General features: G+C 58.1%; 14 protein-coding genes. 5 read left to right on the top strand and 9 right to left on the bottom strand.

Annotation, left to right across the window (positions count from 1 at the left end):
• Nucleotides 1-67 precede the first annotated feature (67 nt).
• The gene (locus tag ACWKV5_RS10625; RefSeq protein WP_483841242.1) at nt 68-289 is read right to left on the bottom strand and encodes a YgdI/YgdR family lipoprotein; all 222 of its coding nucleotides are present in this window, start codon (nt 287-289) and stop codon (nt 68-70) included.
• Nucleotides 290-368: 79 nt separating this feature from the next.
• Entirely contained in the window at nt 369-968 is a 600-nt protein-coding gene (gene mobA / locus ACWKV5_RS10620) for a molybdenum cofactor guanylyltransferase MobA (protein ID WP_483841241.1), read from the bottom strand.
• Between the two features lie 81 nt (nt 969-1,049).
• Between mobA and moaB the strand changes: the two genes are divergently transcribed.
• Both moaB and ACWKV5_RS10610 read left to right on the top strand, forming a co-directional pair.
• Entirely contained in the window at nt 1,050-1,589 is a 540-nt protein-coding gene (gene moaB / locus ACWKV5_RS10615) for a molybdenum cofactor biosynthesis protein B (protein ID WP_483841240.1), read from the top strand.
• Between the two features lie 22 nt (nt 1,590-1,611).
• Nucleotides 1,612-2,799, top strand: a complete 1,188-nt coding sequence (locus ACWKV5_RS10610; RefSeq protein ID WP_483841451.1) for a molybdopterin molybdotransferase MoeA — start codon at nt 1,612-1,614, stop codon at nt 2,797-2,799.
• A 64-nt stretch (nt 2,800-2,863) separates the two neighbouring features.
• Here the strand turns inward: ACWKV5_RS10610 and ACWKV5_RS10605 are convergent, their stop codons facing one another.
• Nucleotides 2,864-3,172, bottom strand: a complete 309-nt coding sequence (locus ACWKV5_RS10605) for a hypothetical protein (protein WP_483841239.1) — start codon at nt 3,170-3,172, stop codon at nt 2,864-2,866.
• Between the two features lie 322 nt (nt 3,173-3,494).
• On the opposite strand from ACWKV5_RS10605, the gene yegS reads away from it, so the two are divergent.
• Nucleotides 3,495-4,412: a lipid kinase YegS gene (yegS, locus tag ACWKV5_RS10600; RefSeq protein ID WP_483841238.1), complete on the top strand. Its 918-nt coding sequence runs from the start codon at nt 3,495-3,497 to the stop codon at nt 4,410-4,412.
• Here the strand turns inward: yegS and ACWKV5_RS10595 are convergent.
• The 3 genes from ACWKV5_RS10595 to ACWKV5_RS10585 all read right to left on the bottom strand — a co-directional run bounded on the left by ACWKV5_RS10595 (nt 4,396) and on the right by ACWKV5_RS10585 (nt 6,831).
• Nucleotides 4,396-5,055 (bottom strand): response regulator, encoded by a 660-nt coding sequence (locus tag ACWKV5_RS10595; protein WP_483841237.1) that lies wholly within the window; start codon nt 5,053-5,055, stop codon nt 4,396-4,398. The two genes, yegS and ACWKV5_RS10595, sit on opposite strands and share 17 nt — an antisense overlap.
• Nucleotides 5,052-5,945, bottom strand: a complete 894-nt coding sequence (locus ACWKV5_RS10590) for a sensor histidine kinase (RefSeq protein ID WP_483841450.1) — start codon at nt 5,943-5,945, stop codon at nt 5,052-5,054. Before ACWKV5_RS10590 ends, ACWKV5_RS10595 begins: the two co-directional genes overlap by 4 nt.
• Before the next feature lie 415 nt (nt 5,946-6,360).
• On the bottom strand, nt 6,361-6,831 hold the full coding sequence (locus ACWKV5_RS10585; protein ID WP_483841236.1) for a hypothetical protein: 471 nt from the start codon (nt 6,829-6,831) through the stop codon (nt 6,361-6,363).
• Between the two features lie 462 nt (nt 6,832-7,293).
• On the opposite strand from ACWKV5_RS10585, the gene ACWKV5_RS10580 reads away from it, so the two are divergent.
• Nucleotides 7,294-8,229: a chemotaxis protein CheV gene (locus ACWKV5_RS10580; protein WP_123432604.1), complete on the top strand. Its 936-nt coding sequence runs from the start codon at nt 7,294-7,296 to the stop codon at nt 8,227-8,229.
• A 91-nt stretch (nt 8,230-8,320) separates the two neighbouring features.
• Nucleotides 8,321-9,127 (top strand): MOSC domain-containing protein, encoded by an 807-nt coding sequence (locus ACWKV5_RS10575; RefSeq protein WP_483841235.1) that lies wholly within the window; start codon nt 8,321-8,323, stop codon nt 9,125-9,127.
• A gap of 72 nt (nt 9,128-9,199) precedes the next feature.
• Here ACWKV5_RS10575 and ppnP read toward each other — a convergent pair whose 3' ends face one another.
• The 3 genes from ppnP to ACWKV5_RS10560 form a co-directional block, all read right to left on the bottom strand.
• Entirely contained in the window at nt 9,200-9,484 is a 285-nt protein-coding gene (gene ppnP, locus ACWKV5_RS10570) for a pyrimidine/purine nucleoside phosphorylase (protein ID WP_007940055.1), read from the bottom strand.
• A 69-nt stretch (nt 9,485-9,553) separates the two neighbouring features.
• Nucleotides 9,554-10,096, bottom strand: coding sequence for a 3'-5' exonuclease (locus ACWKV5_RS10565; RefSeq protein ID WP_483841234.1), 543 nt, complete (start codon nt 10,094-10,096; stop codon nt 9,554-9,556).
• Nucleotides 10,097-10,167: 71 nt separating this feature from the next.
• The gene (locus ACWKV5_RS10560; RefSeq protein WP_483841233.1) at nt 10,168-12,129 is read right to left on the bottom strand and encodes an acetyl/propionyl/methylcrotonyl-CoA carboxylase subunit alpha; all 1,962 of its coding nucleotides are present in this window, start codon (nt 12,127-12,129) and stop codon (nt 10,168-10,170) included.
• Nucleotides 12,130-12,173: the final 44 nt, after the last annotated feature.

Below are 12,173 nucleotides of genomic sequence, written 5' to 3'. Positions count from 1 at the left end.
AAAAATCCCGGCCACGAAAAAGCCCGCATCAAGCGGGCTTTGTCATGTCTGGCAGGTGCAGTAAAGATTACAACTCTTTAACGGTACGAACCTGATCCTTGTTGATGCGGGTTTCCTTGCCATCCAGCTGTTCGAATTCGTAGAAGCCCGATTTCTCATCGTACTGTGGCGAGTCCACTGCCTGGATTTCGCGACCGTCATTCAAGGTGATCACTGTCGGTGATGCGCAGCCCGCCAAGGTCGCGAGGCCTGCTGCGAGCATGAGAGTGGCGAGGGTCCGATGGGTCATGAGTGTATCTCCGAATAAGAATTCTTTTGGTTACTGAGCTTGTAGACGTATACAACGCACGCAAGTTCCTTGGCTAGTGTCATTCTGACACGGTATGCGCGCTTAACAATTGCGGGGTGTTGAGGTTGGCCAGTCGAGGGTCATTGTCTGCGCATTGCAGGGCGGTAGCCTCCAGTTTGCGCATGATGCGTCCAGGGCTGCGTTCGCCTTCATTCCATGCCGTGTCGAACGCGGCGCAGAGTGCCACAGGGATAACGCACAGCAACGGTTCCCAATGTGCGCCCTGGCGAAGCATCAGCGGTTTGTCCGGATGCTGGCTGGCGGTTTCGCGCATGCTGTGGAGCAAGTCGGCGTTGATGCGGGGCACGTCGCACGGTAAGACCAACAAATAAGGATGACGGGCAGCCTTGAGGCCGGCGCGAATCCCGGCGAGGGGACCGGGGAAATCGCCTTCGTCGTCATGAACCAATTGATCGGCGTAAGGCGCGTAGGTGTCCAGGTTCCTGTTGCACGAGATGATCAAGTCATCGCTCAGGTCGCGGGTCTTGTGATGCAGGTGCGCGATCAGTGGCTTGCCGTGCCATTCCAGCAAGCCCTTGTCCTGGCCGCCCATGCGTTGGCCGCGGCCACCTGCCAGGAGCAGAATGGAGCAGGGTGGCAATGCTGGGTTCGAGGTCATGGCAGGTCTCCATGGGGGCGCTGAAAAAGTGAAGCGCTGTGATATAACACCGAGCTGTTTTTCCTACAACTGGACGAGCCTATGAAAGCCAAGGCTGATGTACCTTTCGCGCCGCTCAACATCGCGGTGCTGACAGTCAGTGATACCCGAACCCTGGAAACCGATACGTCAGGCCAGGTTTTCGTCGACCGCTTGAGCGCCGCCGGCCACAACCTGGCCGCTCGGGTGTTGCTTAAAGATGATCTCTACAAAATCCGCGCGCAAGTCGCCAACTGGATTGCCGATGAAGTGGTGCAGGTTGTGCTGATTACTGGCGGCACCGGGTTCACCGGGCGTGACAGCACGCCAGAAGCGGTGAGTTGCCTGTTGGACAAGCAGGTCGATGGTTTTGGTGAGCTGTTCCGGCAGATTTCCGTTGCCGACATTGGTACTTCGACCGTCCAGTCCCGTGCGCTGGCTGGTTTGGCCAACGGTACGCTGGTCTGCTGCTTGCCCGGCTCGACCAATGCCGTGCGCACTGGCTGGGATGGCATTCTCGCCGAACAGCTGGATTCGCGGCATCGTCCCTGCAATTTCGTGGCGCATCTGAAGCAGGCAGAGCCCTGTGAATCCCGTGGGTAAGCCAGGTAAAACCGGCAGCCTGATGCCGGTCGAGGTGGCGCTGGCGCGTTTGCTGGAAATGGCAGAGGCGTCGCCCATACGCGAGCGTGAACGTTTGCCTGTGGCGCACGTTCAGGGGCGCGTGCTCGCCGATGACCTGGTTTCAACCCTTGATCTGCCACCGTGGCCAAACAGTGCCATGGACGGCTACGCCCTGCGGGTCGCTGACTGGACGGGTGAACCGTTGGTGGTCAGTCAGAAGATATTTGCAGGACAGGCGCCCGAACCGCTGCAACCTGGTACCTGTGCCCGAATCTTTACCGGTGCACCGGTGCCAGCAGGCGCCGACTGTGTCGAGATGCAGGAAAATGCCGAGGTTCAGGCGGACGATCGAGTCCGTTTCATCGAGCCCATGACCCCCGGTCAAAACATCCGGCCTCAAGGTCAAGAAACAACGGTTGGCGAGCTTGTTTTGCCGGCCGGTACGCGCCTTGGATCAATCGAACAGGGCTTGGCTGCATCGCTGGGATGCGCTGAGCTCGATGTCGTTCGCAAGGTCCGTGTTGCGGTTCTCTCAACCGGAGATGAATTGGTTGAGCCGGGCCAGGCCCTGGGCCCGGGACAAATCTACAACAGCAATCGCGTATTGCTGTGCAGTTGGTTGCAACGCCTGGGTTGTGAAGTCATCGATGCCGGTATTCTTCCAGATGATTTGGTGACCACTCGTGCTCGTCTGGGCGAGTTGGAGGATGTTGATCTGATCCTCTCAACTGGTGGGGTGTCGGTCGGCGAAGCCGATTTCCTGGGCATCGCCTTGCGCGAAGCCGGCGAGTTGACGCTGTGGAAACTCGCCATCAAACCGGGAAAGCCGCTGACCTTCGGGCATTTTCGCGGTGTGCCTGTGATTGGTTTGCCCGGCAATCCGGCGTCGACACTGGTCACTTTTGCGTTGTTGGCAAAACCCTATCTTCTGCGCCGTCAGGGTGTAAAAGAGGTCGAGCCGCTGAAGTTTCAGGTGCCGGCAGGGTTCGTCTGGCCAAAGGCTGGCAATCGTCGAGAGTACTTGCGTGGACGCCTGGAGAATGGCCGGGCGATCATTTACAAGAATCAGAGCTCCGGCGTACTTCGCAGTGCCGCCTGGGCTGACGGCCTGGTTGAAGTGTTGGAAGATCGCACGTTGATCGAGGGTGAACAGGTAATGTTCATTCCTCTGAGCGAAGTCCTGAACTGATCTCGTAGTGCCCATTTGCCGCAAGCCCGATAAAGCTGTCGGGTCTTGCGTGCATGGCCAACGCTTAACGAACCAGAAGTGTCACGACCTGATCAAAGCGGCTGTTGGCAACCCAACCCAACAGCCCGAGGACGACCGCTGCCCCTCCTGCTGAATAGGCAAGTCGGTGCTTGATGGATTTGACGTCATTGCGCACTTCATCCATGTCTCTTCGGATGTATTTCAGATGAGTTTCCAGTTCAATGACGCGAGGTTCCATGTCAGCTCCTGCAGCGGGTTTTGCGTTGTTATTGAATTCAGCCTGAGGATTGGCGCGATTTTCCGAGAACGGCTTCGCCGGGTTGAACGGTAACTTGATGTCATGAGTTTGCATGGAGAAAAACGCTCCTTGCATCAACGCCCTTTGAATGGCCGAAGCTCGTATGGCGTGTGTTTTTTGTAGCCCTTGATGAGTGTCTGATCATTGCTTGCACATCCCTGTGTATTTGCTTTTGATGACGGATAACCGCCGACTCCAAGGTGTACCAATCGCCCTCATGGGTCAATTGAGCCGATTCCTCATATATCGTAAGAAAATATCCCGAGCTGTAGGACCGCAAACCTCCGCGCCTCGAAATATCTCAACGCCGAGCGACCTTTATAGGGGGCAGTGAGGTCAACATCTCCAGAATGAATTCCAATCAGGAGCTACAACAATGAGTGAGCGCAAGGCGCTGTTGATTCTGCATGGCAAGCAGGCACTCAACGAGGAGGTACGCGCGGCCATCGAAGGTAAGCGCAATCAGGGGTGGACACTGGCCGTCCGACTGACCTGGGAAGCGGGTGACGCGCAGCGATTGGTGGAAGAGGCGCTGAGCGCAGGCTATACGCAACTGATTGCCGGTGGCGGCGATGGCACGTTGCGCGACATTGCCGAAGCCCTGGCGGCGCACCCGAATCAGGCCAGCTTGGTCTTGATGCCATTGGGTACCGCCAATGATTTTGCTCGCGCGGCTGGCGTGCCTCTAGAACCAGCGCTGGCACTGGATCTTCTTGAGGCTGCACCACACGCTATCGATCTGGGAGAAGTAGGAGGGCAGGTCTTTCTGAACATGGCCACCGGCGGTTTCGGCAGCCAGGTCACAGCGAATACGTCGGAAGACCTGAAAAAAGTCCTCGGCGGCGCAGCGTATCTGTTCACCGGCTTATCACGCTTCAGCGAGTTGCATGCGGCTTATGGCGAGTTGCAGGGGCCGGATTTTCATTGGCGCGGCGAGCTATTGGCGCTCGGTATCGGCAATGGTCGGCAGGCGGGAGGCGGGCATGTGCTGTGCCCGGAGGCGCTGGCTGACGATGGTCTGCTGGATATCAGCATTTTACCGGCGCCACAGGAAGTGGTCGGTACCTTGAAGAACCTGCTGGCCGATGGCTTTGGCATCGACAACATGTTTGTGCGTGCTCGTTTACCCTGGGTCGAGATCAAGGTTTCGGAAGGTCTGCACATCAACCTTGATGGCGAACCTCTGGAGGGTGACAACCTGCGGTTTACGGCGCGTGCCGCGGCATTGCGCGTGCATTTGCCGGAGAATTCCCCGCTGTTGAGTGCATCGCGGTCAGCTAATCGTCCAGGCTGATGATTTGTTCGCGTACGGCAAACAAAACCAGGCCGGCCACATCGTAGATCTGCAGGCGCTTCATGATCTGCGAGCGGTGGGTTTCAACGGTCTTGATACTGAGGCCCAGGCCATTGGCGATTTCCCGGGTAGATTTTCCGCGAACAATCAGTCGCAGGATTTCCAGTTGGCGGGCCGTCAGGTTATGGGATTCGTGCGTTTCCGGCTGTTGTTTCTGGTTCCGGATCAGCGCCTGGTTGATCACCGTGTGGGCGATGGCAGGGCTGAGGTAGCGTTCGTTGTTGCGCAGGGCATCCAGGGCATGTTCCAGCTCGGTGGCCGTGGTGTCCTTGAGCAAATAGCCATGAGCGCCAGACTCCAGGGCTTGCATGATGAGCGCGGGATCGGTGTGCATCGACAGGATCAGCACCTTACTTTGCGGGCGCACCCGCTTGAGCCGCTGCAAGGCTTCAAGGCCGCCGGTCTCCTTCATGGAGATGTCCAGCAGAACAATGTCAGGGGACAGTTTCTCGACCATTTCGAGCAGCTGCGAGCCGTCATTGGCCTCGCCAACTACCGCATAGCCGGGAATGTCCAGCACCAGGGCGCGTACGCCTGCCCTGATCAGCGAGTGGTCGTCCACCAGAAGTAGATTACAAGTCAATGCAAAACCTTATTCGTACTGGCCCGTTCGAGCGCACGCGGCGCCCAGGGGAAGAGTGCTTCGATTTGAGTGCCTTTGCCCGGTTCGCTGGTCACGGCCAAGGTACCGCCCAACTGATCGATCCGTTCTCGCATCCCGGCCATCCCACGCTGCCCCTCTCGACCGGGATCAACCGCAGGGGCGAAACCCTGGCCGTCGTCGCTGATGAATAATGTCAGGCCTTGGGGCGTGCGTTGCAGTCGTACCAGAAGATTTTTCGCTTCGGCGTGACGCAAAATATTGGTCACTGCTTCCTGGGTGATTCGAAAGGCCGCCACTGCCATTTCTTCCGGTACACCGGTCAACCGTTGATGGCATTCCAGGCTCCAGTGCACCGAAGTATTGGCCAGGGTCTTGAGCAGATGCGCACGCAGACTGGCTTCCAGCCCGAGGCTCGCCAACTGCCTGGGATTAAGAATGGCGGAGACGTCACGAACCTTGGTCAGGGTTTCTTCCAGTGTGTCGCAGAGCACCGAGCACTGGGCCTGCATTTCATCAGGCATCCGGCGTCTGAGCCATTCACTTTGCAGTTTTGCGGCGGTCAGCAACTGGCCAATATCGTCGTGCAATTCTCGACTCAGACGATGGCGTTCATTTTCCTGTACTTCCAACAGGCGGTCCGCCAGCTCTTGCGGTTCGAATTTTATCGACTTGCCAGAGAGGCGATCCTGGACCCAGACGCAGGCCAGTGCCGCGATATTGAGCGCCAACAAGCTCAGTGCAAGGGGGGTGGAGAGACCGAAGACCAGCAGGCTGCCAAGTACCGAGCAGGTGCACAGCAATAGCGTGAACCGTCGAGCGTTTTTCTGGAAAGGTGGCCATGAGGTGACTGACTTGAGGCTGGCGTACATAGCGGATGGAGCCAATGAATGTTCGCTGCGGGCAGACCGGCCATAGTGGCTGACGGGTCTCTGTCTGAAAATCTGTAGTGACTCGTCTTGAGCAGAGCGGGCTCCAGTGGTTGAACTACAGCCTTTATCGGCCTGCTCTGATCTGAAGTCCACTTTGCCATTAATTGGCGTCAACTAATGGTCGGCATAATACCACTTAAGATACCGTTGGTCGCGTTTGGTATATATGTCCATAAAGTCAGGAAATAACGCCGTGGACGATAGTTCCACTATGGAAAAGTTTTACGCAGGGGAGTAACGATTAATATCGAGTTGTCGCGCAAAGGTATGAAGTATTCAATTGCGACATGAGCCCACTCAGTTATAGAGCGGCTGCATGGCAATTAGAATATGCACTGCTAGTTGTCTGACTAATTCAAGCCTGCCGTTCCGAATAGGAAACGAGCGTAAACGGTTTGGAATTAGCCGGTAACTGAAAATGACTCTGTCCGACCTGAAGCGCAAATGCTTCGATCAGGGAAGTCTGCTCGCTGTCGTCAAGGCTGAGCTGCCCGGTGGTCTGATCGATGAGCTCGAGTTGCCAGGCCATCAACGTGAAGCAATTCTTCAGCGCGCCCAGTGCTTGCTCGTGCAGGTCGATGTGGGTGTGGGCGTGGTTCAGCAAACCGTGAATATGCAGGGAAAATTCCGACACGGCTTCAAGCGCCAGGGCATCGGCGCGGCTCGCCAGTTTGAGCAGGCTGCTCAGCATGCAATCGATTGCGTCCTTGTCATTGCTGATCAATTGCAGGTGGCTCAGGCACTCCTCCGATTTGGCCAGGAGGGTTTCCGCCTCGACAAGAAACTCGGGTAAGCGCTGAGCCCACTGCTTAGGTTTGTTCGGCATGCTTATCTCCACAACGTCATGTCAAATGAGGGGATGTCGCGTATGTCGACCAGGACGTCCAACGTCCCGACGCTGCCATGCCGGCATGAGATCGCGCTCCTGCAGGCCTGAGGGCAGGCTTGGGAACTCGAGAGGGTGGATGGCCACTTACCTGCGATCGCACACAAAAGCCTGACTCCGTTCATGCAATGAGAATGGCGTCACATTAATGGCTATTGGATATTGCGAATATCAGGTTGGACCTGATTGTTACTAGGGGAATCCCTTACGCGAGGGAACCTATCGTGCAAACCGTGGTCGCGCGGCAGGGAGTGAAGCAGATGAATCGCAGATGCAGTAAAGCATGATGTTAATGTGACATCAATGCTCGATCGTGGCATTTTGTCTCAGGGTCAAGATCCGGCAATAACGGCCGATAACCCACTTTAAGTGAATTAATCAGAACAAGCCCAGGAGTCATTAATGGCCGGCATTCTCGACACGGTAGACCAACGCACGCAACTGGTGGGTGAGAATCGCCTGGAAATTCTCATGTTTCGCCTGGCCGGCCGGCAATTGTTCGCGATCAACGTCTTTAAAGTGCAAGAAGTGCTGCAACTGCCCAAGCTGACCCTGATGCCCCAGCGCCATCCGTTCGTCTGCGGCGTGGTCAATCTGCGCGGCCAGACGTTGCCGGTGATCGATCTCTCCCAGGCCATCGGCATGCGCCCGCTGATTCCGAGTCCGACCAGCACGATCATCGTCACCGAGTACAACCGGTCGGTGCAGGCGTTCCTGGTTGGCGGTGTGGACCGCATCGTCAACATGAACTGGGAAGCCATTCTGCCACCGCCGGCCAGCGCCGGTCGTCAGCATTACCTCACGGCGATCAGCAAGGTCGATGACCAGTTGGTGGAAATCATCGACGTCGAGAAAGTCCTGGCCGAAATCGTGCCGTACAACGCCAAGGTCTCGCGCGAAAAACTCGACGACCCGGTACTTGAACGCGCCCGCGGCCGTGAAGTGCTGTTGGTCGATGACTCCAATGTCGCACTGTCGCAATTGCGCGACACCCTGGGTCAATTGGGCGTGAAGATGCACATTGCCAGCGACGGTCTGAAGGCGCTGAACATGCTCAAGGCCTGGGCGGATACGGGCGTGTCCATGACCGACAAACTGTTGATGGTGTTCACCGACGCCGAAATGCCGGAAATGGACGGCTATCGCCTGACTACTGAAATCCGTAATGACCCGCGTCTGCGTGGCCTTTATGTGGTCCTGCACACCTCCCTGTCGGGCAGCTTCAACGACTCGATGGTGAAGAAAGTCGGCTGCGACAACTTCCTCTCCAAATTCCAGCCGGATAAGCTCGTCGATGTGGTGCGCCAGCGCCTGATGCTCGACGAAGTCCCGGCCTGATCACGACCTGTGGGAGTGTCCTGTTTTCTGCCTTTGATTCGGTGACCCAGCTCGTATAGGGTGGCCTTTTTTGACCATCAGGAAGCTGGCCATGCTGCGTCTGAGCGCGCTTTACCGTTATCCGTTGAAATCCGGCAAGGGCGAAACCTTGCAACAGGTCGGCCTCGACAAACTGGGGCTGGACGGTGATCGACGCTGGATGCTGGTAGATGAGGCAAGCGGACGCTTCCTGACTCAGCGCGCCGTCGCGTCCATGAGCCAGTTGTCGGCGTTGTGGAATGCCGACGGTGGCTTGACCCTCAGCGCCCCGGGTCGGTCGCCGATCGACATCGCCTTGCCCTCCGGCAATGCTGAACTGCGTGGCGTCACGATCTGGCGCGACACCTTGCGCGTGCCGGATGCCGGTGACGAGGCGGGCGCCTGGGTCAGCGAGTTCATTGGCAAGCCGACGCGCCTGGTGCAGGTTCCCCTTGATCGAGCGCGCATGACCGAGGCCGGTTACGGCCAGGACGATGATCAGGTTGCGTTCGCCGATGGTTATCCATTGTTGTTGATCGGGCAGGCGTCCCTGGAAGACTTGTCGCAAAAAGTCGGACGATCCCTGGAAATGCTGCGCTTTCGACCGAATCTTGTGATCGAGGGCAGCGAAGCCTATGCCGAAGACAGCTGGAAGCGTATTCGCATCGGCGATGTCGAGTTCCGGGTGGTCAAGTCCTGCTCACGCTGCATTCTGACCACCATCGATCCGCAAACCGGTGAGCGCAGCAATGACCGGGAACCGCTGGCCACGTTGCAGAAATACCGTGCCGAGGTCGACGGCGCGATGTTTGGGCAGAACCTCGTCAACGACAGCAATGGTCGTCTTGAAGTCGGGATGCCGGTGACGATTCTCGAATAAAAAACCCCTGAATGAAAAATGCCCGTGTCCAAAGACACGGGCATTTTTTTATCGCTTTGAAAACCCGGGGGGTTAGCCGCGGTATTCACACAGGTAAGCGGTGTCGACGGCCACTTTCAGCTGGAATTTGCTGTTGGCAGGCACGTTGAACTGGCTACCGGCGGCAAAGGTTTCCCAGTCGCTGCTGTCAGGCAGCTTGACGGTCAGGGCGCCGCTGACCACGTGCATGATTTCACGCTGGCTGGTGCCGAATTCGTATTCGCCCGGAGCCATGACGCCAATGGTCGCAGGACCTTCAGCGGTGCCAAAGGCGATCGACTTGACGGTGCCGTCGAAGTACTCGTTGACTTTAAACATGGGCGATTCCTCGAAAAGGGCTAAAAAGGGCCGGCCAGTATGCACAAGGCCTTGAGCGCCGTCACCACTCTAAGTGGGGAGAGTCAGCGGTAATAAGCGAGCTGTATTGCGCGCGTCTTCCAGTGCCCGGTGTTGCTGCCCGGTGAATTGCATGCCCGCCAGTTGCAGGGCGCCATTGAGCCCCAGCGGGCGTTCCAGGCGCCGGGCCTTGGCAAAGCGCTGCTTGAGATTCATGTGCGGCACGCGGCTCAAGGCGCTGTCGAGCTGCAGGCGCTCCCACTCCTGAACCAACTGTTTGCGATCGTAGTCGCCCCAGCTCGCCCAGCCTTCCAGGCGTGAATGATGCTGGCTCAGCCAACGCTCAAACGCTGGCCAAACCTCGGTCAGCAGTTGCGCGGTATCGATATTGCCTTGGGTGATGTGCGTCAGCTCCCGGCAAAACGGTGTCAGCAGGGGCCGCCGCAGTGGTCGCACGAAACGCTGGAAATGGTCCAGTTCGCGACCTTTACGGTCCACCAAGGTGGCACCGATTTCGATGATTTCCATTTCCGTTACTGGCCAGCCACCTTCATCGGTGGTGGCTTCCAGATCTATCACCAGCCAGTGAGGCATCGCAGGTTTCCTGGTATCCGCGTCCTGATAGGGCTTGAGCGTAGCCAAACCCGGCGGATCCGCCTAGCGGCTTATTCGACCTCCAACAAAATCTGACGATTTTTGACCTGATCGCCAACCTGAACCTGCAAGCGTTTCAGTACGCCGTCGATGCCCGACTTGAGTGGATGCTCCATTTTCATGGCTTCGAGCACCACCAATAGCTGGCCTTTACTGACCGTGCTGCCCTCACTGACCAGTACGTCAATGATGGCGCCGTCCATCGGTGCCTTGAGCGTGCCGGAATTGACGCTGGCCTGACTGCTGACCAGCGCCTGGGTCCGATCCAGCAACTTCAAACTGCCGGGGCGGGCGAATAACCACAGATGCCCGGCCTCGAGACGATAGGCATGACGCTGGTGGATGCCGTCGATCTCCAGCATTGCCCAGCGCCCATCGCTACGGATGATTTTCAGTTTGAGCAGTTGGCCGGCGACCTGAACCTGAAACGCACCGTCAGGCAAGGCGTTCAATTCCACCGGCCAATCCTGGTCATTCAGACCGATGCGATAGTGCAACGGCACGCTCGCATTGTTGCGCCAGCCCGCCAGCGGTGCCGGATGAGCCTGTGCCGACGCTTGATAGAACAGTGCCGCAGCGATGGCCAGCTCAAAGGCGCTCGGGACATGCGCCTGCAAGCACGCATCGTCAGCAAAGCAGGTCGGGATGAACCCGGTGCTGAACTCGCCGCTGATGAACTGCGGGTGTTGCAGCAGGCTGGCAAGCAGGCGCTGATTGCTCTGTACGCCCAGCAGCACGCTGTCCTGCACCGCCCGCAACAACTTGCGCCGGGCCTCTTCACGGGTTGCACCGTGGGCGATGATTTTGCCCAGCATCGGGTCATAGAACGGGCTGATGTGCTGGCCTTCAAGCAAGCCATGATCGATCCGCACACCGTTCTGCAACGCCGGTTCCCACGCCATGACTTGACCGGTTTGCGGTAGAAAGTCGTGAGCGGGATCTTCGGCGTACAAACGCACTTCCATGGCATGCCCGTTGAGCTGAACCTGCTCCTGTCGCAGCGGCAGCGGCTGTCCTTCGGCGACGAGCAGTTGCCAGGCCACCAGGTCCAGCCCGGTGATCAGTTCGGTCACCGGGTGTTCCACTTGCAGCCGGGTGTTCATCTCCAGAAAGTAGAATTGCCCGCGTGCATCCAGCAGAAATTCCACCGTGCCGGCGCCGACGTAATTCACCGCCCGGCCAGCCTTGAGCGCGGCCTCGCCCATGGCCTGGCGCAACTCGCTGGTCATCACCGGGCACGGCGCTTCTTCGATGACTTTTTGATGGCGGCGCTGGATGGAACAGTCGCGCTCGCCGAGGTAGATCAGGTTGCCGTGCTGATCTCCAAACAGCTGAATCTCGACGTGACGCGGGTTGATCAGGGCTTGTTCGAGAATCAGTTCGTCGCTGCCAAAACCATGCTGCGCTTCGGAGCGTGCAGTGCGCAGTTGCTCCAGCAATTCACCGGCATCCTGCACCAGGCGCATGCCACGTCCGCCACCGCCCGCACTGGCCTTGATCATCAGTGGGTAACCGATGCGTTCGGCTTCGCGACTCAGGGTTGCGTCGTCCTGTTCGGCGCCTTGATAGCCTTTCACACAGGGCACGCCCGCATCGATCATGGCGATTTTCGACAGGCGTTTGCTGCCCATCAGCTCAATGGCTTCGGGGCTGGGGCCGATGAAGGTGATCCCTGCGTTTCGGCAGGCAAGGGCGAAGCCAGCGTTTTCCGAGAGGAAGCCGTAGCCGGGGTGGATCGCATCGGCGCCGGTGCGCCGGGCAGCGTCGATGATGGCCGGGATATTCAGATAAGACTGTTGCACCGGGGCCGGGCCGATGTTGACGGCTTCGTCGGCCATTTGTACGTGCAGGGCATCGGCGTCGGCGTCGCTGAAGACGGCGACGGTGCGATAGCCCAAGGCCTGGGCGGTGCGCTGGAGGCGGCAGGCGATTTCACCGCGGTTGGCGATCAGGATTTTTCTGAGTCCGGGCATGGGTTCTTCCCTTGAAGTTTGCGGTGGATGTGATGGCCTCTTCG

Source organism: Pseudomonas oplopanacis, from assembly GCF_057128725.1.
Note: the sequence above shows the minus strand (reverse complement) of the source record. Positions and strands in the feature narration are given on the sequence as shown.